Annotated in this window: 13 protein-coding genes; 5 read left to right on the top strand and 8 right to left on the bottom strand. The window is 68.3% G+C overall.

Annotated features, from left to right (window positions below; translation table 11 throughout):
- Nucleotide 1 precedes the first annotated feature (1 nt).
- The gene (gene pilG / locus V3B48_RS04415) at nucleotides 2–403 is read right to left on the bottom strand and encodes a twitching motility response regulator PilG (RefSeq protein ID WP_005418455.1); all 402 of its coding nucleotides are present in this window, start codon (nucleotides 401–403) and stop codon (nucleotides 2–4) included.
- 240 nt (nucleotides 404–643) lie between these two features.
- Here pilG and gshB point away from each other — a divergent pair, with 240 nt between their 5' ends.
- Together gshB and V3B48_RS04405 are read left to right on the top strand one after the other, a co-directional pair.
- Nucleotides 644–1591, top strand: a complete 948-nt coding sequence (gene gshB / locus V3B48_RS04410) for a glutathione synthase (RefSeq protein WP_329893276.1) — start codon at nucleotides 644–646, stop codon at nucleotides 1589–1591.
- Nucleotides 1591–2475 carry an energy transducer TonB gene (locus tag V3B48_RS04405; RefSeq protein ID WP_125895864.1) on the top strand — a complete coding sequence of 295 codons (885 nt, stop codon included), beginning with the start codon at nucleotides 1591–1593 and terminating at the stop codon, nucleotides 2473–2475. The genes gshB and V3B48_RS04405 overlap by 1 nt, the downstream gene beginning before the upstream one ends.
- A gap of 571 nt (nucleotides 2476–3046) precedes the next feature.
- Here V3B48_RS04405 and tsaB read toward each other — a convergent pair.
- The 4 genes from tsaB to mrcB all read right to left on the bottom strand — a co-directional run bounded on the left by tsaB (nucleotide 3047) and on the right by mrcB (nucleotide 9352).
- Nucleotides 3047–3760 (bottom strand): tRNA (adenosine(37)-N6)-threonylcarbamoyltransferase complex dimerization subunit type 1 TsaB, encoded by a 714-nt coding sequence (tsaB, locus tag V3B48_RS04400; RefSeq protein WP_329893275.1) that lies wholly within the window; start codon nucleotides 3758–3760, stop codon nucleotides 3047–3049.
- A gap of 9 nt (nucleotides 3761–3769) precedes the next feature.
- Complete coding sequence (locus V3B48_RS04395; RefSeq protein ID WP_329893274.1) at nucleotides 3770–5818, bottom strand: ATP-dependent DNA helicase; 2049 nt, start codon at nucleotides 5816–5818, stop codon at nucleotides 3770–3772.
- Between the two features lie 559 nt (nucleotides 5819–6377).
- A complete protein-coding gene (locus tag V3B48_RS04390; protein WP_080355139.1) occupies nucleotides 6378–6917 on the bottom strand; it encodes a hypothetical protein in 540 nt (179 codons plus the stop codon).
- Complete coding sequence (gene mrcB, locus V3B48_RS04385) at nucleotides 6914–9352, bottom strand: penicillin-binding protein 1B (protein WP_329893273.1); 2439 nt, start codon at nucleotides 9350–9352, stop codon at nucleotides 6914–6916. Before mrcB ends, V3B48_RS04390 begins: the two co-directional genes overlap by 4 nt.
- 96 nt (nucleotides 9353–9448) lie before the next feature.
- Between mrcB and V3B48_RS04380 the strand changes: the two genes are divergently transcribed.
- Nucleotides 9449–11548, top strand: a complete 2100-nt coding sequence (locus V3B48_RS04380; RefSeq protein WP_049400496.1) for a glycosyltransferase — start codon at nucleotides 9449–9451, stop codon at nucleotides 11546–11548.
- Here the strand turns inward: V3B48_RS04380 and V3B48_RS04375 are convergent.
- Together V3B48_RS04375 and V3B48_RS04370 are read right to left on the bottom strand one after the other, a co-directional pair.
- Nucleotides 11545–13110: a hypothetical protein gene (locus V3B48_RS04375; RefSeq protein ID WP_121504670.1), complete on the bottom strand. Its 1566-nt coding sequence runs from the start codon at nucleotides 13108–13110 to the stop codon at nucleotides 11545–11547. The two genes, V3B48_RS04380 and V3B48_RS04375, sit on opposite strands and share 4 nt — an antisense overlap.
- A gap of 30 nt (nucleotides 13111–13140) precedes the next feature.
- Entirely contained in the window at nucleotides 13141–15297 is a 2157-nt protein-coding gene (locus V3B48_RS04370; RefSeq protein WP_329893272.1) for a bifunctional (p)ppGpp synthetase/guanosine-3',5'-bis(diphosphate) 3'-pyrophosphohydrolase, read from the bottom strand.
- Between the two features lie 130 nt (nucleotides 15298–15427).
- Here V3B48_RS04370 and V3B48_RS04365 point away from each other — a divergent pair, with 130 nt between their 5' ends.
- Nucleotides 15428–15964 carry a hypothetical protein gene (locus tag V3B48_RS04365; protein WP_329893271.1) on the top strand — a complete coding sequence of 179 codons (537 nt, stop codon included), beginning with the start codon at nucleotides 15428–15430 and terminating at the stop codon, nucleotides 15962–15964.
- A 53-nt stretch (nucleotides 15965–16017) separates the two neighbouring features.
- On the opposite strand, the gene hrpA is transcribed toward V3B48_RS04365, so the two are convergent.
- Nucleotides 16018–20100, bottom strand: coding sequence for an ATP-dependent RNA helicase HrpA (hrpA, locus tag V3B48_RS04360; RefSeq protein ID WP_329893270.1), 4083 nt, complete (start codon nucleotides 20098–20100; stop codon nucleotides 16018–16020).
- Nucleotides 20101–20186: 86 nt separating this feature from the next.
- Here hrpA and V3B48_RS04355 point away from each other — a divergent pair, with 86 nt between their 5' ends.
- Nucleotides 20187–20735: a Dps family protein gene (locus V3B48_RS04355; RefSeq protein WP_006439098.1), complete on the top strand. Its 549-nt coding sequence runs from the start codon at nucleotides 20187–20189 to the stop codon at nucleotides 20733–20735.
- Nucleotides 20736–21244: the final 509 nt, after the last annotated feature.

Here is a 21244-nt window from a genome sequence, read left to right as displayed (position 1 = left end):
GTCAGGCGTTGACGTATGTGCGGATGGCACCCAGCAGTTCTTCACGCGTGAAAGGCTTCGTCAGGTACTGCTCCGAGCCGACGATGCGTCCCCGCGCCTTGTCGAACAGGCCATCCTTGGACGACAGCATGATGACCGGGGTCGCCTTGAACAGCTGGTTGCCCTTGATCAGCGCACAGGTCTGGTAGCCGTCCAGGCGCGGCATCATGATGTCGACGAAGATGATCTGCGGTTGCTGGTCTGCGATCTTCGCAAGCGCTTCGAAGCCGTCGGTGGCGGTGACCACCTCGCAGCCTTCGCGCTTGAGCAGCGTTTCCGCAGTCCTGCGGATGGTCTTCGAATCATCGATGACCATCACCCGGAGTCCTGCGAGTTCCCCGCCCGCAGTCGTGTTTTCAGTCATTGCCTATCCCCAAGCGCACGGCCCGATCTCTGGCGGGGGCCGCTACGAAAGCGTATCTATATCGCACTTTCCGCGCCCGCTTCAAGGCCGCCCCATGGCGCGGGGCATGGCACCCTCCTGAACGTGACGGGTTTCGCAATGCGTGCGCGACCGCCGGGCGGACGCTGCGTTGCAGTACGGCGGGGAGGCGCGCGACCGACGTTGCCGCTACCATCAACGCCTTGCCAGACAGGTGCGCCCATGCCGTTGAACATCATCGTGGTGATGGACCCCATCGCCCACATCAAGATCGCCAAGGACACCACCTTCGCCATGTTGCTGGAAGCCCAGCGCCGCGGCCATGCCCTGCACTACGTGCGCCCGGGCGGGTTGGCCCTGGAAGGTGGCGTGGCGGTGGCCCAGACCGCACCGCTGCAGGTGCGCGACGACCCGGCCGGCTGGTATGAGCTGGGTGCGTTCAGCCGTACCGAGTTCGGTCCCGGCCAGATCGTGCTGATGCGCAAGGACCCGCCGGTCGACGCCGAGTACATCTACGACACCCAGGTGCTGGACGTGGCCGCCGCTGCCGGTGCCTGCGTGGTCAACAACCCGCAGGGCCTGCGCGACTACAACGAGAAGCTGGCCGCCCTGCTGTTCCCGCAGTGCTGCCCGCCGACCCTGGTCAGCCGCGACGCCAAGGCGCTGAAGGCCTTTGCCCTGGAACACGGCCAGGCGGTTCTGAAGCCGCTGGATGGCATGGGCGGCCGCTCGATCTTCCGCAGCGGCAAGGGCGATCCGAACCTGAATGTGATCCTGGAAACCCTGACCGACGGCGGCCACAGGATGGCGCTGGCACAGAAGTTCATCCCCGACATCACCGCCGGCGACAAGCGCATCCTGCTGGTCGATGGCGAACCCGTCGACTACTGCCTGGCGCGCATCCCGCAGGGTGATGAATTCCGCGGCAACCTCGCCGCCGGTGGCCGCGGCGAAGGCCGCCCGCTGAGCGAGCGCGACCGCTGGATCGCCGCCCAGGTCGGGCCGGAGATGAAGCGTCGCGGCATGCGCTTCGTCGGCCTGGACGTGATCGGTGATTACCTGACCGAGGTCAACGTGACCAGCCCGACCTGCGTGCGCGAACTGGACGCACAGTACGGCCTGAACATCGCTGGCACCCTGTTCGACGCACTCGAGGCCGGCCTGCGCTGATGTCTGCCGCACCTGCCGTACTGCCCCCGCCGCCGCGCGAAGCGCAACGGCTGGGGGCGACCATCGCGTTGTCGGTGCTGGTCCACGCCCTGCTGATCCTGGGCGTGGGCTTCGCCGTGAAGGGCGATGCGCCGCTGGTGCCGACGCTGGAAGTGATCTTCAGCCAGACCCGCACCGCACTGACGCCGAAGCAGGCTGATTTCCTGGCCGCAGCCAACCAGGAAGGCGGTGGCGAACACGACCGCGCACAGCGTCCGCGTGACAACCAGGCCGGCATCGTGCCGCAGGCCCAGTCCGGAATCAGCCCGATTCCGCAGCAGCAGCAATCGGCCGCACCGGTTCCGCCGCCGCAGGCGCGGGTGGTCAGCAGCCGCAATGGCGAAGAGGTGGTCGCGCAGGCACAGTCCCGGCCCACGCCGGATCAGCCCGAACCGGACGCGCCGCTGAGCGCGCGCGAGCAGCGCGATGTGGAAATGGCCCGCCTGGCCGCTGAAGTCCATCTGCGCTCGGCGCAGTACGCCAAGCGCCCAAACCGCAAGTTCGTGTCGGCCAGCACGCGCGAATATGCCTATGCCAACTACCTGCGTGCCTGGGTCGATCGCGCCGAGCGCGTCGGCAACCTGAACTACCCGGACGAGGCCCGGCAGCGCCGCCTGGGTGGCCAGGTGGTGATCAGCGTGGGTGTGCGCCGCGATGGCAGCGTGGAAAGCAGCCGGATCCTGCGTTCGAGCGGGACGCCGTTGCTGGATGAGGCGGCTCTGCGGGTGGTGAAGCTGGCGCAGCCGTTCCCGCCGCTGCCGAAGACCGAAGATGAGATCGATATCCTGCAGGTCACCCGCACGTGGGTGTTCCTGCCGGGCGGCACCCTGCACGACGACCGGTAGGGTTTGTTGCCCGGGCCTGCGGCCCGGGACCCGCTGAACGTCAACGTCAACGTCAACGTCAAAGGCGGCGGTTGGACTGTGGATTTGGTGTGGCGGGGTGGCTGGGCAGGACACGCCGTAAACCCATCCTTGGGGGCTCGATGGCGCCATCCATGGCGCCAACGGTCCTGCCCAGCCACCCCGCCCCACCTCTGACAGATCCCGGCGCATCGCGTCCCGCTCCGCTGTTGGTAGGTGTCGACCTTGGTCGACACACATCCACGCTATGCGTGGATGCGAGCGAAACGATCCGCTTTTGACTTTGATTTTCCGTGGCGGACGCACACGGAAACTGTCAGAGGTCGGGCGGGGTGGGTTCGCGGGGGTATCCGCGCCATGGATGGCGCGGCTAAGCCCCCAGGGGTGAGGGCGCTTTGCTTGCGAAGCACGGCTTCGCAAGCGCCCGAACGCACAGCCGCCAGCGGCTGGGCCGGACCGCGGAGCGGGGTTCACGGCGTCCCCCGCGAACCCACCCCGCCCGGCCAAGCGCGGCTTTTGATTTACGCGATCAACCAACCCCGCCACGAGGGGCTCAGCCGTTGGCCTTCGCCTTCGCCTCGCGCGCGACCTGTTGCTCGACCAGGGTCAGTGCCACGTTGTCACGCAGGTACGCCGGCTCGACCTTCTCCGGTGCGATGGCTTCGCCGCGCGCGAAGGCCGGCACCGCCAGTGCCAGCACGTCCGACGCCCGCGGCAACGCAGTGGCATCAACGCCGCGCAGGCCAGCGCCCAACTGCGTAACAAGCGCACCCTCGGCCGCACCAAACCCGGTACCGACGCCGTAGGCGGACAGCCCTTCCGGCAGCGATACCGCAGCGGGTGCGCATACGCGCTCGGCATCACGCGCCACCGGCAGGCCGTCCACGCGCTCGAAGCGGGCAACGTAGAGTTCGCCCATCCGCGCATCGATCGCTGACAGGATCTGCGTTTCTTCCGTCGGTGCCCGCAACGCCAGCACCTGCAGCGTCGAGACCGGCAACAGCGGACGGTCCAGGGCCAGCGCAATGCCCTGGGCAATCGCGATCGCAAGACGCACGCCGGTGAACGCGCCGGGGCCGCGGCTGAGCGCGATGCCGTCCAGCTGGCGGCGGCTGATGCCGGCTTCGGCCAGCAGCGCCTCCGCCCACGGCAGGCTCAGTTCGGCGTGCCGGCGCGGGGCAATCTCGAAGCGTTCCAGCACCTGCCCATCGACATGCAGGGCAACGGAACAGGCTTCGGTGGCGGTTTCAAAGGCGAGCAGTTTCATCGGATCGGGTCAGAACAGGGGGAACGTGGCACCGGGCGCCGGCTCAGGGCCGGTCGCAACAGCGACTGGGGCAGCCGCATCATCGGACACGGGCGCCCATTGTGGCGTAAAGAAGGCCTGCACATCGGCCAGGCTGCGAGTACGCCGGAACGGCGGCAGCGAATCGAGGAAGACCCGGCCATAGCCCCGGTTGAGCAGGCGCGGGTCGCACAGTACCAGCACGCCACGGTCGCTCTCGCTGCGGATCAGGCGGCCGACACCCTGCTTCAATGCGATCACCGCCTGCGGCAACTGCTCGTCGCGGAACGGATTGCCGCCCTGGCTGCGGATCGCCTCCAGCCGCGCCTCGTACACCGGATCGTCCGGCGCCGCGAACGGCAGCTTGTCGATCATCACCACGCTCAGCGCTTCGCCGACCACATCCACGCCCTCGCGGAAACTGGCCGAGCCGAGCAGCACGCCATTGCCGGATTCACGGAAGCGCTGCAGCAGCGTCGCGCGCGGTGCCTCGCCCTGCACGAACAGCGGCCATGGCCCGTCGCGCAATGCCTCGGCGGCCTCACGCAATGCACGGTGCGAGGCGAACAACAGGAAGGCCCTGCCCTGCGAGGCCTGCAACACCGGCCGCAAGGTCTGGATCAGCGCGGTGCCAAACCCGCGCGCCGCCGGATCGGACAGGCCTTCGGGCAGGTAGCACAGCGCCTGCTCGGGCCAATTGAACGGGCTTGGCTGCACCAGCGTGTGCGGATCGTCCAGGCCCAGGCGGGTGGCGATGTGATCGAAACCACCGCCCACGGTCAGCGTTGCCGAAGTGAAGATCCACGCGGCACGGCTGCGCTCGCGATGCTCACGCAGCGGACCGGACACATCCATCGGTGTGCGCTGGCAACGGAAACCACGCGGCGTAAGCTCGTACCAGAGCACATCGGCCGCACTGCTCGCTTCCGACGGATCGGTGTCGAAATCGAGAGTGGGTTCGTCATCGCCCAGCCAGCGGCTGAGCCGCGAGACCGCCTCGCGCGCCCGCGCATGACAGGCATCCAGACCCGCCGCCGCTTCGCGCAGCGGCTGCAATGCCTGCTCCAGGGTCACCAACCCTGCCATCACCGTATCGAATCCGTCGCGCACCTGTGGCATCGCCAGCGCGCGCCATTGCGTGCCACGCGGCGGCAGTCCCTCCATCGCCGAACGCAGCGCCAGCAGCGCCTGCTGCAACTGGTCGACCGGTTCCTGCAGCGCCGACTGCGCGCCGCCCACACCGCGTGCTTCAGCCAGGCAATCGCGCCCGAGCTCCTGCCACGGGCGCATGCCAAAACCCTCGCCGAAGAACTGCGCGGCCAGTTCGGGCAACTGGTGCGCCTCGTCGATGACGAAGGCCTGTGCACCGGGCAACAGCTCACCGAAGCCGTCCTGCTTCAGCGCCAGATCGGCCAGCAGCAGGTGATGGTTGACCACCACCACGTCGGCGGCCTGCGCGCGTTGCCGCGCGCGCACCACGAAGCAGTCATCCCAGAACGGGCAATCGGTGCCCAGGCAGTTGTCGACGGTGGAGGTGACCATCGGCAGCAATGGGGAGTCGTCGGCCAGCCCGTCGAGCTCGGCGATGTCACCGAACTCCGAGCGACCGGACCAGGCCAGGATGCGCTGGAACTGCGCCGCCTGTTCAGGGCTGGAAAAACGCGGCTCGCCGCGCGCCTGCTGCAGGCGATAGCGGCACAGGTAGTTCGCACGCCCTTTCAGCAGCGCACTGCGCAGGCCGACCCCGAGTGCTTGACGCACCCGTGGCAGATCGCGGTGGTAGAGCTGGTCCTGCAGCGCGCGGGTGCCGGTGGAGATGATGGTACGCAGCCCGGACAGCAGCACCGGCACCAGATAGGCGAAGGTCTTGCCGGTGCCGGTACCGGCTTCGGCCAGCAACAGATCACGCTGCTGCAACGCGTCGGCGATCGCTTCGGTCAGGCGCAGCTGTGCGGGACGCGGGACGAAGGCATCCAGGTGCGAGGCGAGCGCGCCGCCGTCGCTGAGGGCTTCGCGGCTGGCATGGACAAGGTCGGACATCAGAGGGAAAGGATACCCGGCCGGGCGCTGCCCGGCACCCGTTTCAAGCCGGAGCCAGAGCACCAGCAACGGCAACGGCGGTCATGGCTCTGGGTTGCACCGAGGGCTGGCAGGGGACTGTGGGTTTGCGGGGACGCCGTAAACCCGTCCTTGGGGGCTTGGCCGCGGCATCCATGCCGCGGACACCCCGCAAACCCACAGTCCCCCACCTTCGACAGTGCCCCGGTGACGGAGGCACGCGCTTCGTAGAGTCGAGCTTGCTCGACTGGGATGTCAAAAGCGGTTGAGGGAACGGGAAAAGAGGACGAATTACCGCGAGCGCGCGCAGCGCGCGACCCGCTTTTGATTTTGATTTTGTTCTTGCCTGCGGCCCGCGCGATGTATAGCGGGCCGGGTGGGTGGGGCGTGCAGGACCGTTGGCGCCATGGATGGCGCCATCGAGCCCCCAAGGATGGGTTTACGGCGTGTCCTGCACGCCCCACCTACCCGGCCCATCACCTGTATCCATCAGTGCGAGCGCGCGCCGCAGAGGGGGCAGCGCCCGATGGAGTGGAATACCTCAGTACCGCTTGATCCCCGGCACCGTGCAGCCTTCCAGCTGCGCATGCGCGGACACCGCGTTCTCCTTCTCGCCGCGCGCCAGACGCGACTGCTCGATCGTCGCCCAGTGCCGGCGGCACAGCGGCCCGGTCTTCGAGCCCAGATCCACCGCCTTGCGCGCGAACGTCTCAGCCTGTGCCCATTGGCCCTGCAACAGCGCCAGCTCGGCACGCTCCTGCAGCACCGCCGGGTCACCGGCCACGATTTCCAGCGCGTGGTCCAGGCTGCTGGCGGCACCGGCCAGGTCGTTGGCCTGGCGCTGCGTCTGTGCGGTCACCCGCAGGTCTTCCACCTGCGAATCACGCAGCGGCTGCACCGACAGCTCCTTGTCGTCCGGACCTGCGGCCGCATCCACCGCAGCCAGGCGCTGTGCCGGCGTGGTGGTATCAACCGGCGGCTTGGCCACCGGCGGTGCGCTGCTGACGCAGGCGGCCAGGGCCAGGCTGAGGCCGGTCAGGGCCAGGGGCTGCAGCAGGGATCGCATGTTCATCGGCATCATCGGCTCGGAGGAGGAGTGGCGGCGGCGGGCGCCGCAGCAGGTTCAGCAGGCGGCTCAGGCTTGCGGTCCAGGCCGAACCAGCTACGCCAGCCACCGCCCTCGCCTTCGGCACCCTGCCCGTCCGGCGACACCGCCGGCGCACACGGTGCATAGGCCGGCGCGTAGCCCACCACGAACGGGAAACGACGCGCGCCCGGACAGCCTTCATCCGTGCTGTTGAGTCCGGTCGGCGCCACCGACTGCCAGTCCAGGCCCTTGTTGCTGACCCGCAGCGGCGCACTCGGCAGGCGCTGGAAGATGCCCGACCACACCCGCATCGCACCGGTGGCACCGTACAGGCCGGCCTGCTCGTTCTGGTCGTTGCCGATCCAGATCACCGCCAGATGATCGCCGGTGTAACCGGCGTACCAGCTGTCACGGCCATCGTTGGTGGTACCGGTCTTGCCGGCCGGCTGCAGGCGGCCGAGGCCATCGGCGTTGAGCCGCTGCGCGGTGCCGCTGGCAACCACCTGCTGCAGGCCGACACTGATCAGGTTGGCGGCAATCGAGTCGCCTTCCTGGGCCGGTGCCGGGGTCTTGTCGTAACGCTTGAGCAGCTTGCCCTGCGGATCGAGCACGCCACGCACCGCATGCAGCGGCTGGATTTCGCCACCGGACGCGAGGAACTGGTACAGCTGGGCCATCGCGTACGGGCTCTGGTCGGTCGAACCGAGAATCACCGCCGGATTCGCCTCGGCCTTGATGCCGGCCAGCACGTGGATCAGCTGGGTCACGCGCTCGGGGCCGACCTGCATGCCCACGCGCACCGTGGCCTGGTTGTAGGAATGCGCCAGCGCGTCGATCAGGCGCACGGTGCCGTGGCTGCGGTTGTCGGCATTGCCGGGATTCCAGTTGCGGCCGCGGCCGAGCTGCACGGTCACCGGTGAATCGTCGACCCAGCTGGCCAGCGAGTAGCGGTCCGGCTGCGCCAACGCGAGCAGGTACACGAACGGCTTGAGCAACGAGCCGACCGGACGCTGTGCTTCGATCGCACGGTTGAAGCCGACCTCGGACACTTCACGGCTGCCGATCACCGCCAGCACGTCACCGTTGTGCACGTCGGTCAGCACCATGCCGGCCTGCAGTTCGGGGCGACGCTTGCTCTCCAGCGACTTGATGGTGCGGGTCACCGCGCCTTCGGCATAGGCCTGCGCGGACGGCGACATACCGGTCATCACGCTCAGGCCGGCGCCCTGCAGGGCAGATTCCGGATAGTCGTGACCCAGTTGGCGGCGGACCAGATCGACATAGGCGGGGAAGCGGTTGGCGGCAACCAGGCCCGGCGTCTTGGGCACGCCCAGCGGGGCCTTCAACGCACGCTGGTACTCGGCGTCATCGATCAGCGTGGCTTCGTGCAGTTTGCCCAGCACGAAGTTGCGGCGATCCAGCGCGCGTTCCGGATTGCGCCGCGGGTCGTAGAAGGACGGGCCCTTGACCAGGCCGATCAGCAGCGCGATCTGCTCAGTCTCCAGCGACTGCAGGTCGCGACCGAACCAGAACTCGGCGCCAGAGGACATGCCATGGATGGCCTGGCTGCCACGCTGGCCCAGGTACACCTGGTTGAGGTAGGCCTCGAAGATGGTGCGCTTGTCGTAGCGCGCTTCCATGATCAGCGCGTAGAGCACTTCGTTGAATTTGCGGGTAACCGTCTGCTCCTTGCCGATGCCGAGCAGGCCGCTGCGGGCCAGCTGCTGGGTCAGCGTAGAGGCGCCCTGGCGGCTCTGGCCACCGGAGCGGATGGTTACCCACACCGCGCGCGCGATGCCGGACAGGTCGATGCCGTGGTGGCGGTTGAAGTCCTTGTCCTCCACCGCCTGCAGGCCGGTCACCAGCAGGTCCGGCGCCTCGTCCATGCGGATCAGGCGGCGTTCTTCCTGCTTCTGGCCGTACAGGGTGGCGATGCGGGCCGGGTCCAACCGCGCGGCCTTCAAGGCATTGCGGTTGTCGGCGTCGCGCAGCGAGGCGACCGCACCATCGGCCAGTGACAACTCGAGCCGGCGCGGGGCAACCCGGCCATCGACGTCGTTGTAGCCGCGGCTGGAGATGACGAAGCGCCCGCCGTTCACCGCATAGGTGGCCGGCTCCTTGCCCTGGCCGTCATCGCGGTAGGCGGAGGCGGCCAGCTCGGTCTTCAGCGTGGACGCATCCATCGCCTTGCCGGGGGTGAGCACCAGCGGGCGCGCGTAGACGCGCGTCGGGATCTGCCAGCGCAGCTCGCCGAAACGCTGGGTCACCTGCTGGTTCAGGTACAGCGTATAGGGAATGAGGAAACCCAATCCCAACGCGACCGCAGCCATGCTCCAGGTGATCAGCCGGCGCCGCCACAGCGGGCCGTTGTCCTGCTGGTCGTCGTCGTCGAAATCGTCGATGTCGTCGGAATCGTAGCGTCGGGGCACGGGAATGCGAGAATGTAGGGTCTGGCGAGTCTACCCCAGCCGCTGCGGCTGGCGAATTCTCCCGGGTTCCCCTGCTTAAGCTGGAGTTGCAACCGGATGGCGATGTCCCTGGCCGAGATCCGATACCTGATCAACCGCCTCACGGGCCTGGCCCGCCGGAGCCTGGCCAGCCTGCGTACCCGTGGGTGGCGGGCGACCTGGCAGCGCATCCGCGTGCATACCCAGCGCGCCGTTCCCGCGCCGCGAACGCCGCTGTTCCTGCCGCCGGCACAGGATTTCGCCCCCTTCACGGTGCCGTTCAGCGAAACGCCGGAAGTGAGTATCGTCATCCCGGTCTACAACCACGTCGGCCATACCCTGGCCTGCCTGCGCGCCCTGGCGGCACATCCGCCGCTGGCGGCGTGCGAGATCCTGGTCGTGGATGACGGCAGCAGCGACGCCACCGTGCAGTGGATGCCGCAGGTCGCCGGACTGCGCTATGAGGTGCGCGAGCACAACGGCGGCTTCATCGAGGCCTGCAACGATGGCGTGTCGCGCGCACGCGGCCGCTATGTGGTGCTGCTCAACAACGATACGGTGCCACAGCCGGGCTGGCTGGATGCCCTGCTGGACACGTTCGCCAGCACACCCGACGCCGGCCTGGTCGGCAGCCAGCTGCTGTACCCGGATGGCCGCCTGCAGGAATCAGGGGGTGTGATCTTCGCCAACGGCAGCGGCTGGAGCTACGGCCGTTTCGAGGCGGCGGACGACCCACGCTTTGCCAGCCTGCGCGACGTCGACTACTGCTCCGGCGCGGCGCTGATGCTGCCGCGCGCCCTCTGGCAGCAGCTGGGCGGCTTCGATACCCGTTACAAGCCGGCGTACTACGAGGACACCGACCTGGCCTTCCGCGTTCGCGCCCAGGGCCTGCGTGTGCTGGTGCAACCAGCCAGCCGGGTGATCCACGATGAAGGCACCAGCAACGGCACCGATACCGGCAGCGGTGTGAAGGCCTACCAGGTGCGCAACCAGGCCATCTTCGCCGCCCGCTGGGCCACCGAGCTGGCCCGCCATCCGGCGGTGGGCGAAGTGCCGTCACCCGCGCTGCTGCTGCGTGGCCGACGCCAGGTGTTGATCCTGGACGAGGAAGTACCCCAACCGGATCGCGATTCGGCGTCACTGCGCCAGGTGAACCTGATCCGCCTGCTGCTGCAGGGCGGCGCTCATGTGGTGTTTGTTCCCACCCGCCGCGAACATGGCGGTGCCGCCACCGAAGCACTGCAGCGGATGGGCGTGGAAGTCTGGTATGCGCCGTTCCTCGATGGCGTCGCCAGCTGGCTGCGAACGCACGGTGCGCGTTTCCACGTGGCGCTGCTGGTCCGCCACCATGTCGCCCACGAGTGCCTGCCGCTGCTGAAGCGCTATGCGCCGCAGGCCCGCACCGTGTTCGACACCGTGGACCTGCATTACCTGCGCGAACGTCGTGGTGCCGAAGTCGCCGGTGATGCCGGGTTGCTGCGCGCCGCCGAGCGCACCCGCGCCAGCGAGCTGGCGGTGATGGAGCAGTGCGACGTCACCGTGCTGGTCAGTGCCGCCGAGCGCGAGCAGCTGCAGGCCGACGCCCCTTCCGTGCAGGTGGAGCTGATCTCCAACCTGCACGACGTCGCCGGCGCGGGCAAGCCGTTCGAACAGCGCCATGATCTGGTGTTTGTCGGCGGCTTCCGCCATCCGCCGAACCTGGATGCCATGGAGTGGTTCATCGGCGAAGTCTTTGCCGGCATCCGCGCCCGCCTGCCCGAGGTACGCCTGCACTGCATCGGTGCCGCCACACCGGAATCGCTGCTGGCATTGGCCGCACGCCAGCCCGGCGTGCAGATGCACGGTTTCGTCGAGGACATCACGCCCTACATGGACGGCGCACGCATTTCCATCGCGCCGCTGCGTTTCGGCGCCGGCGTGAAGGGCAAGATCAACCTGAGCATGGCCCATGGCCAGCCGGTGGTAGGTACCACCTGCGCTGTAGAAGGAATGCACCTGCACCCGGGCCAGGACGTGCTGGTGGCGGATGATGCGGCGGGCTTCGCCGATGCGGTGGTCCGCCTGTACCAGGATCCGCAGCTGTGGCAGCAGTTGTCCGACGCCGGCCTGGCCAACATCGCAGAGCACTTCTCCCTCGACGCTGCCCGCGCGACCGTGCAGCGGGTGTTCTTCACCTAATCCGGGCGACCGCCGGCGCGGCGCAGGCGGTCTTCGAACGCCGGCAGCTCGGCCAGGTCCGGTTGCAGCAACCGGGCCTGTTCGGCGGCGTGTGCGGCAAACGCCAGGTCTCCATTGCCGAGCCGTTCGCTGCCGATCGCCAGCCAGCGCTGGGCCAGGCGCAGGCGTGCCGAGGGAAGTCCAACCGCGGTCGGCGACAGGGTCTGCCACGCCTGCAGGCAGGCACCGGCCGCCTGCACGCGATTCTGCCGCAGGTTGTCGTCGAAGCAGCGGCGACTGGCGGGCAGCAGCCGCGCTGCGGCAGCCTTCACCCGTGCATCGCGTGGCGCCAGTGACTGCGCTTCGCGCAACGCGTCGAACGCACTGTGCCCGGGGGGGCTGATCCATTGCCCGGCACGTTCGGCGCGCTCGATCCTGCGCAGGTGGTCGCGCAGTTGGCGCTCGCGCTGCGTGTTGCTGACCGCCGGCTGCTGCAGCGCCTTCTGCGCCTGTTGGGCGCGCTGCAGGCGTTGCGCGAGCTGCTGTTGCGCCGCCGGCGAAGCACCCAGTTCCGCTGCCAGTGCGGCATCGGCCTGCGCCGCTTCGAACTGGAAATCGTCGGCCTGCTTCTGGCTGCGTGCCAGCACCGCCTGCAAGGTCTGTTCGCGGCCGCGCTGGGCACTGGAATCATCAACCGCCACTGCCAGCACGGCGAGGAATCCCTTCGCTGCGGATTCCAGCTGCCGACGCTGCAAGGCGCGCTGGGCCTGGCGCAGGCGCTGGTCGACGGCCTGTGCCAATGCTTCCTGGCTGGCGGGCAGATCGGCGTGGCCGGCATCGAACTGGCGCGCACGCTGCAGTATCGCGGCTGCCTCGGCCAGCTCGCCGCGTCCGGCCAGGATGCGGGCCTGTTGCAGCAGATCGCTCAGTGCGTCCTCGCGACCTTCCAGCGCCGGCAGATTGTCCGGCTGCAGTACCAGGATGCGCTGGAACAGGGGCAGCGCGCTGCTGTCACCGTCGTCCAGCCGGCCCGCTGCAAAGGCGTTGCGCGCCTGCGCCAGCAGTGCACCGATGCCGGCGCCTGCGCTGCGCCGGGCCTGCAGCTGGCGTGCCACGGCGTCCGCATCGCCCTGCGGCACCTGCAGTTCCCGGGCCAGTGCCAGCGCCTGCGCGCTGCCTTCGAGGTCGTTGGCCTGCAGTTTTTCGCTGGCCTGCTGCAGGGCCGCGGCGCCGGTACGGGCCAGTCCCTCACGGGCCTGCGGACGATCACCATCCAGCGCCAGCACGGCCTGGTAGCGCTCACGCGCACCACTGCCATCGGCGGCACTCAGCCGCCCGGCCGCCAGTGCGCGATCGCCTTCGGCCAGCAACTGTTCAATCTGAGGCTCATCCCAGAACCAGTCGGCCAGCGGCTTGCGCAGCAGCACCAGCAGCACGAACACCGCCAGCGCCGCGACCAGCGCCCAGCGCCACACCCGGCGCGCGTGACGTGCCTGCAGCCACCACCAACGGCCTTCGCGGCGGACGCGGTCCAGCGCAGGATGTTCAGCGCCATGCGGGCGATGCGGAGGCTCGCGTTCCATGCGTGCAGGGTAGCCGGGGCAGCGTGAAGCTCAGCCGAGGCGACGCGCCTCGCTCACGCCGGGCAGCGCATCCAGCTTGCCCAGCAGGGTCGACAGCTGGCCGTAGTCGCTCACCTTCAGGCGCAGGCGCAGGTGGGCACGGCCACTGTTGCGCACGTTGTCACTGTGGATGTCGAGCACGTAGGCGTCTTCCTGGGCGATCAGGTTGGTGATGTCCTTCAGCAGCCAGCGGCGGTCGACCGCAGTGACCACCACGTCCACTTCGTAGCCGCCACCGGCCTGGCCCCACTCCACCGGCAGGATGCGCTGCGGGCTGGTGGCTGCCAGCCGGGCCAGCGCGGCACAGTCTGCACGATGCACGGTGACACCCCGGCTACGGGTCAGGTAGCCGACGATCGGTTCACCGGCCACTGGCTGGCAGCAACGCGCCAGCTGCACCAGCAGGTTGCCCACGCCCTGCACGGTGAACTTGGACTTGCCCAGGTTCTCGCGGCGCGCGGTCGGCCGCGGCAGGGCTGGCGCGGGCGTCGGCTGGCTCGCTGCACGTTCGGCTTCCAGCAGGGTACGACTGACCTGGTTCGGGCCGGTGTCACCGAGCGCCACCTGGATGTAGAGGTCGTCAACGCTGTCGGCATGGAACTTCTTCGCCGCCATCGCCAGATCAGAATGCTGCAGGCCCAGACGCTTCAGCTCGCGCTCGAGCAGTTCGCGCCCGGCCTGCACGTTGCGCGCGCGGTCCAGCTTGTGGAACCAGCTGCGTACTTTTTCGCGCGAGCGGTTGCTGGCCAGGAAGCCGTTGGCCGGCATCAGCCAGTCGCGGCGCGGATCGGCCTCCTTGCCGGTCAGGATCTCGACGCGGTCGCCGCTGCGCAGGCGGTAGGTCAGCGGCACGATACGGCCATTGACCTTCGCACCACGGCAGCGGTGGCCCACCATCGTGTGCACCTGGTATGCGAAATCGAGCGGCGTGGCGCCCTGCGGCAGGTCCAGCACCTCGTCCTTCGGGCTCAGTGCATAGACCCGGTCCTCGGTCAGCTCGGCATCGAGTGCCCCGGCCAGTTCATTGCCCTGCCCATCCTGCGCCTGCTCCAGCAGCTGGCGCATCCAGGTGATCTTGCGGTCGAAGGACTTCTCCGCGCCCTTGCCGCCTTCCTTGTACTTCCAGTGCGCGGCCACGCCCAGCTCGGCCTGCGAATGCATCTCGTGGGTACGGATCTGCACTTCGATGGTGCGCCCTTCCGGGCCGACCACGGCGGTATGCAGCGAGCGATAGTCGTTGGCCTTGGGCCGGGCGATGTAGTCGTCGAACTCGCTGGGCACCGGCGCCCACAGTGCATGCACCACGCCCAGCGCGGCGTAGCAGGCGGCGACATCGTCGACCATGACGCGCACCGCACGGATGTCGTACAGCTGGTCGAACGCCAGCCGCTTCTTCTGCATCTTCCGCCAGATGCTGTAGATGTGCTTCGGGCGGCCACTGACCTCGGCCTTGATGCCCTGCGCGACCAGTTCGCGCGACAGCACCTTCTTGACGTTCTCGACGTAACGCTCGCGGGCGATGCGGGTTTCGTCCACCTCCCGCGCAATGCGCCGGTAGGTCTCCGGTTCCAGGTGGCGGAACGCCAGGTCCTCCAGCTCCCACTTCAGCTGCCAGATGCCCAGGCGGTTGGCCAACGGCGCATGGATGTCGCGGGTCAGCTGCGCCAGCGCGCGGCGTTGCTCGTCGTCCAGCTTGTCGGCCGCGCGCATGCGCGCCAGCTGCCGCGCCAGCAGGATGGGCACCACGCGCAGGTCGCGGATGATCGCCAGCAGCAGGCGGCGCAGGCCTTCGCTGTTGCGCCCGGCCTCGCGGCCGGCGTGCAGCGCCCACACCGGATCGGCCGCATCCTGGCCATCCAGCAGGCCGATCACCGCGGCCTTGTGGTTGCCCAGCGGCAGTTGCTCCAGGCTGGCGCGCAGGCCGGGCAGATCGAACAGCAGGGCCGCGACCACCGCGCCTTCGTCGGCCGAGAGCATCGCCAGTGCGTCGAGGGTGTCGCCCAGCACCGACCAGCTGGCGCGCATCTGATGGTCGCAGTCCGGCGCTTCCCAGTGCCCGCGCAGGGCCTGGCGCAGCGGAGCAGGCAGCACGGCTGCCGAGGGGCGGTTCAACAAGGCATCCAGGCCGGGGACGGAAGCGCGGTTCACAGCATCGAGCAGGCAAGACAGAGGCCCCTACACTAGCGCCGGCGCCGTTCAGGGACAATCACCGCGGCCACCATCACCCGGCATGAAGACATGCCGCTACACTCGCGGGCAAACCCAGGAGAGTCCCGACATGTCCTCGATCGTCCCGCGTTTCCGCCTACGGCTGCTGGCCTGTGCCGCACTGTTGCTGTCCCTGTCGGCGCCTGCGCTGGCCCAGCGCGTGGTGGAGGGTGACCTGCAGCAGCAGATGTCACCGGCCGAGTTCAAGGCGGCCGGCCTGGACAAGCTCAACGCGCAGGAACTGGCCACGCTGAACCACTGGCTGCAGGGCAAGGTCGAAGCGGCCACCACCCAGGCGGTTGCGGCCGTACGGGAAACGGCGCGCGAGGAAGGCCGTCAGGAAGTGATCGTGAAGAATCGCGGCTTCTTCGATTTCGGCAGCAGCGAGCCGATCACCGGCGTGCTGCAGGGCGAGTTCCGCGGCTTCGGCAAAGGCCGCGTCTACGTGCTGGACAACGGCCAGGAATGGGAGCAGACCGATGCAAGCACCCTGGCCGGTGTGCGCAAGCAGTCCCCCGCCGTCAGCATCAAGCCCGGTGTGATGGGCGTGTGGTACCTGAAGGTCGACGGCGTGAACACCCAGCCGAAGGTGCGCCGAACCAAGTAGCGCCGTGACCTTGCTGCAGAGCCGAGCGTGGGCTCGGCTCTGCAGCAACGACGTCACGCCTGGCGCAGTGCGGTCACCCGCTGCGCCAGCTTCTTCGCCGAGATGCCGGTGCGCGCACCCAGCTCCTGCGCGAACAGTGACACCCGCAGCTCTTCCAGATCCCAGCGCAGCGCCTGCCATTGCGGGCGCTCGCGCAGTCCCTGCTGCTCCCCCGCTTCCAGCGCTTCCAGGAACGGATGCAGTTCCAGCATGCGTGCCTGGTCACGTGGCGGATCACGCTTGGCACGCTCGGTACGCAGGATCATCGCCTTCAGATAGCGCGGGTACTGCGCCAGCGCGTCGGCCGGCGTGTCGCGCAGGAAGCCGGGATGGATCAGCCCGACCAGCTGCGCTTCCATGTCGTCCAGATTGCCGCGCGCCCAACCCATCAACGGTGCTTCCAGCATCGGCTTCAGTTCCGCCACCAGCGCCAGGATGGTTTCGGCCAGCTTCAGCCGCGACATGGCCTCGCCGAACAGCGCCTTGGCCGCATGCTCACGACGCTGCTCGAAGGCTGCCGCATCGCGGATGTCTTCCAGCCCCTCGGCCAGCACCGCGTTCATCGCCGCATCGACCAGGTCACCACGCAGGCGCTCCTGCGACTCGATCGCCGCATACAACAGGCCGGTCTTGGCACCGACCGGCAGCTGCTTGCGTGCCTGCTTCACCTTCTCGGCCAGGGCAATCTCCAGCAGACGGCGCACGCCCAGCGGATGGGCCTCCAGCGCCTGCTGGCGATCGGCGAAGATGCGCAGCGCCACGCTGTCGCCCTCGTCCAGCAACGCCGGATAGGCCGGCACGCCGGCTTCACCGGGCACCTGCAGCGGTATCGGCATGGCCGGGAACGTGCGCAGGCCATCGGCCGCCATCTCGCGGCCAGCGCGTGCAGCGAACGCATCGCCGGCACGACCACCGAATTTCGCGCGCAGTGCGTCCAGATCGCGCGAGGTCGCCAGCACCTTGCCCTGCTCGTCGCGCAGCCGCAGGTTCATGTGCAGGTGCGGCTCGATCGAGCCGGGCTCGAAATCGAGCGCCGTCACCGTTGCGCCGGTCGCACGTGACAGGAAGCGCGCCAGCTCGCCGGTGATGGCATCGGCGCTGGGCTGCGGGAACGCCTCGTAGAACGCGCGACCGAAGTCCGGTGCCGGCACGTAGTTGCGGCGCATCGCCTTGGGCAGGCTGCGGATCAGTGCCGAGGCCTTGTCGGCGACGAAACCCGGCGCCAGCCAGCCCAGTTGCACCGGGTCCAGCGCGTTGAGCAGATGCAGCGGCACATCCAGGGTGACGCCGTCGTCGTCGGCTCCCGGCTCGAAGCGGTAATGCAGTGGCAGGCGCGCCTGGCCCAGCGGCAGGTACTTCGGATAGCGCTCCTGTTCGCTGCCCTCACCCGGCAACAGATCGACCAGGGACCAGTGCAGGGTCTTGCGCTGTTCCGGCGCCAGCCCCTTCCACCAGGTGTCCAGACCCGCCGCCGAATGGATCTGCGGCGGCACCCGGTCCAGATACCAGCGCGCCTGCCAGTCCTCGTCGGCGACGATGCCAGCACGGCGCAGCTTGGCTTCTTCCTCGCGGGCGATCTCCAGCACTTTCTGGTTGTCGGCCACGAAGCTGGCGCGGGTGTTGATCTCACCGGTCACCAGTGCCTGGCGCACGAAGATGTCGTGCGCTTCGCCCGGCGCGATGCGGCCGTAGTGCACCGGCTTCTTCGGCGCCAGCACCAGGCCGAACAGGCTGATCTGCTCGGAGGCCAGCACCTGGCCCTGTGCGCGCGACCAGTGCGGGTCGAAGTGCTTGCGCAGCAGCAGGTGCGGCAGTTCGGCGATGACCCAGTCCGGCTCGATCGCCGCCAGGGTCATGCCCCACACCTTCTGCGTATCCAGCAGATTGGCCACCAGCAGCCATGGCGGCGGACGCTTGGACAGGGCCGAGCCCGGGAACGGCAGGAAGCGGCGCTGGCGCGGCGCCTGGAAGTCACCCTTCTCGGTGCGGTGGCCGATCTGCGTCGGCAGGCCCGCCACCAGCGCCCGGTGCAGGGTCTGGTACGCAGCGGCACGCACGCGTTCGCTGAAACCGCCGCCCACCGGCGCCTGTTCCTTCTGCGCACGCACGGGCACCGGCGCCGGGGCCGCCTCGGCCTTGCCCTCGCGGGCCAGGCGCGCGGCACGGTGCAGCTGACCACGGGTGGCTTTCACTGCGGCGGCATCATCACGCGCCGGGGCGGGTGCACTGCTGCCGGCCAGCAGCGGTGCCATCGAGGCCTCGTTGGCTTCTTCCTTCCAGCCCAGTTCCTCACACAGCAGGCGCAGTTGGCGATGCAGCTCGCGCCACTCGCGCATGCGCAGGAAGCCAAGGAAGTGGCGGCTGCACCAGTCGCGCAGCTTGGACTGGGTCAGGTCTTCATGGGCCTGCCGATAGGCATCCCACAGGCGCAGCACACCAACGAATTCGGACCGCCCATCGGCGAACTGCGCATGCGCGCTGTCGGCCGCGCCACGCGCTTCCGGCGGGCGCTCGCGCGGGTCCTGGATGCCCAGGAACGAGGCGATCACCAGCATCGGCCGCAGGCAGCCGGCGGCCTGCGCGGCCACCAGCATGCGCGCCAGCTTCACGTCCACCGGCAGGCGTGCCATCTGCTTGCCGATGGTAGTCATGCGCCGCTCGGCGTCGATCGCGCCCAGTTCGGTCAGTTGCTGCCAGCCGTCGGCCACCGCGCGCTCATCCGGCGCTTCCAGGAACGGGAACTCCTCGATGCGGCCCAGGCCCAGCTGCAGCATGCGCAGGATCACCCCGGCCAGGCTGGAGCGGCGGATTTCCGGATCGGTGAACTCGGGCCGCGCCTGGAAATCGGCCTCGGCATACAGGCGGTAGCAGATGCCCTCGGCGATACGGCCGCAGCGGCCCTTGCGCTGGTTGGCGCTGGCCTGCGAGATCGGCTCGATGTGCAGGCGGTCCAGCTTGTTGCGCGGGCTGTAGCGCTTGACGCGGGCAAAGCCCGGATCGACCACGTAGCGGATGCGCGGCACCGTCAGCGAGGTTTCCGCCACGTTGGTGGCCAGCACGATGCGCCGGTTCGGCCCGGGGTTGAACACCCGGTCCTGGTCCTGGTTGGACAGGCGCGCGTACAGCGGCAGCACCTCGGTATTGCGGTACTTGCGGCGTTCCAGCGACTGGTGCGCATCGCGGATCTCGCGTTCGCCCGGCAGGAAGATCAGCACGTCGCCGCGCGCATCCAGGCGGGTGATCTCGTCGATAGCCGACACGATGGCGTCATTGACGGTGCGTTCGCCCTGGTCTTCGCCCTCGCCTTCCAGCGCGCGATAGCGCACTTCCACCGGGTAGGTGCGGCCTTCAACGCTGATCACCGGCGCATTGTCGAAATGCTGGGCGAAGCGTTCGGTGTCGATGGTGGCCGAAGTGACGATCAGCTTCAGGTCCGGGCGCTTGCGCAGCAGCTGCTTCAGGTAGCCCAGCAGGAAGTCGATGTTGAGGCTGCGTTCGTGCGCCTCGTCGACGATGATCGTGTCGTAGTTCGACAACCAGCGGTCACTGGCAATTTCCGCCAGCAGGATGCCGTCGGTCATGAACTTGATGCGGGTGTCTTCGCCGACCTTGTCGTTGAAGCGCACCTGGTAACCGACCAGCTGTCCCAGCTCGCTCTGCAGTTCCTGCGCCACGCGGCTGGCCACCGCACGTGCGGCAATCCGTCGCGGCTGGGTGCAGCCGATCATGCCGGCCTGGCCACGGCCTGCGGCCAGGCACAGTTTCGGCAGCTGGGTGGTCTTGCCCGAGCCGGTTTCACCAGCGATCACCACGACCTGGTGGTCGCGGATCAGCCCGATGATGGCGTCGGCTTCACGCGCAATCGGCAGCTGCGGGTCCAGAGTAATGGACGGCTGCTGCTGCGCCCGTGTCATCCGGCGCTGCACCGACGCCTGCAAGGCCTGCTCGAAGGTGGCGGCCAGTGCCGCATCCTGTGGCTTGGCCTGGCAACGCGAGAGCATCCCCAGCAAACGGCCCCGGTCGCGGCTCATGGCGCCGTCGATGGCGGCGCGCTGTTGGCGCAGGCGGGGCGATGGATTTTTATCGATAGAGTTCATCAATCGGTTCGTTCAAAACTTTGAAAGCGACCAGTCATCACGACCGGTTTATTGTGAAGGCCAACGATTCCACAAGGAGGAACCCCATGGCGAAGACCAAGAGCACGACCAAGGCCAAGACCGGCAAGCAGAAGCTTGCAGCGGCGGCACCGTCGGCGCCGAACATCGATATCGGGATCACCCAGGGCGACCGCAAGAAGATCGCCGACGGTCTGTCGCGCTTCCAGGCCGATGCGTTCACGCTCTACCTGAAGACGCACAACTTCCACTGGAATGTGACCGGGTCGATGTTCAACTCGCTGCACACCATGTTCGAGACGCAGTACACCGAGCAGTGGGCGGCACTGGACGACGTGGCCGAGCGCATCCGCGCGCTGGGCTTCAATGCCCCGGGCTCCTACCGGGAATTCGCTGCGCTAACCTCGATCGCCGAGGAACCGGGCCTGACCGACAGTGCGGACTGGCGTGAAATGGTACGCCAGTTGGTGGTCGCCAACGAAGCGGTCTGCCGTACGGCACGTGAAGTGCTGGACGTGGCGGCCAAGGGTGACGACGCCCCGACCGAGGATCTGATGACCCAGCGCCTGCAGACCCACGAGAAGTACGCCTGGATGCTGCGCTCGCTGCTCCAGTAAGGATTGAGGGGGGTCGGCAGGGCTTGCAGCCCTGCACCCGCCGAATCAACGTCAACATCAACGTCAAAAGCTGGTTTCCTGTGGGTAGGCGGGGTGGGTCCGGTAGCAGGGGACGCCGTAAACCCCCAGGCCGGCCCAGCCGCTGGCGGCTGTGCGTTCGGGCGCTTGCGAAGCAGTGCTTCGCAAGCAAAGCGCCCTCACCCATGGGGGCTTGGCCGCGGCATCCATGCCGCGGACACCCCTGCCACCGGACCCACCCCGCCTTCGACAGTTTTTCGCGATCTGCCGGGACAGCGTCCGCTCTGGTAGGTGTCGACCTTGGTCGACACGGATGAATTCATTCGATATCTGACAGATGTGTCGACCAAGGTCGACACCTACCAACAGCCGCGTGAACCTGTCGAGGGCGGGGCGGTGTCGGATTGCGGGGTGTCAGCCGCATGGATACGGCTGCCAAGCCTACACGGACGTACTTGCGGCGTCCCCGCAATCCGACACCGCCCCGCCAA

The sequence above is a fragment of the Stenotrophomonas sp. SMYL20 genome (assembly GCF_036320045.1).
In the GTDB taxonomy this organism is placed as follows: Bacteria; Pseudomonadota; Gammaproteobacteria; order Xanthomonadales; family Xanthomonadaceae; genus Stenotrophomonas; species Stenotrophomonas maltophilia_A.
Note: the sequence above shows the minus strand (reverse complement) of the source record. Positions and strands in the feature narration are given on the sequence as shown.

Bases quoted from the DNA above. Each gene is read 5' to 3' on its own strand.
- pilG (WP_005418455.1), bottom strand. From the start codon at position 403: ATGACTGAAAACACGACTGCGGGCGGGGAACTCGCAGGACTCCGGGTG.
- V3B48_RS04380 (WP_049400496.1), top strand. From the start codon at position 9,449: ATGGCGATGTCCCTGGCCGAGATCCGATACCTGATCAACCGCCTCACG.
- gshB (WP_329893276.1), top strand. From the start codon at position 644: ATGCCGTTGAACATCATCGTGGTGATGGACCCCATCGCCCACATCAAG.
- tsaB (WP_329893275.1), bottom strand. From the start codon at position 3,760: ATGAAACTGCTCGCCTTTGAAACCGCCACCGAAGCCTGTTCCGTTGCC.
- hrpA (WP_329893270.1), bottom strand. From the start codon at position 20,100: ATGAACTCTATCGATAAAAATCCATCGCCCCGCCTGCGCCAACAGCGC.
- V3B48_RS04365 (WP_329893271.1), top strand. From the start codon at position 15,428: ATGTCCTCGATCGTCCCGCGTTTCCGCCTACGGCTGCTGGCCTGTGCC.
- V3B48_RS04395 (WP_329893274.1), bottom strand. From the start codon at position 5,818: ATGTCCGACCTTGTCCATGCCAGCCGCGAAGCCCTCAGCGACGGCGGC.
- V3B48_RS04390 (WP_080355139.1), bottom strand. From the start codon at position 6,917: ATGATGCCGATGAACATGCGATCCCTGCTGCAGCCCCTGGCCCTGACC.
- V3B48_RS04355 (WP_006439098.1), top strand. From the start codon at position 20,187: ATGGCGAAGACCAAGAGCACGACCAAGGCCAAGACCGGCAAGCAGAAG.
- V3B48_RS04375 (WP_121504670.1), bottom strand. From the start codon at position 13,110: ATGGAACGCGAGCCTCCGCATCGCCCGCATGGCGCTGAACATCCTGCG.
- V3B48_RS04405 (WP_125895864.1), top strand. From the start codon at position 1,591: ATGTCTGCCGCACCTGCCGTACTGCCCCCGCCGCCGCGCGAAGCGCAA.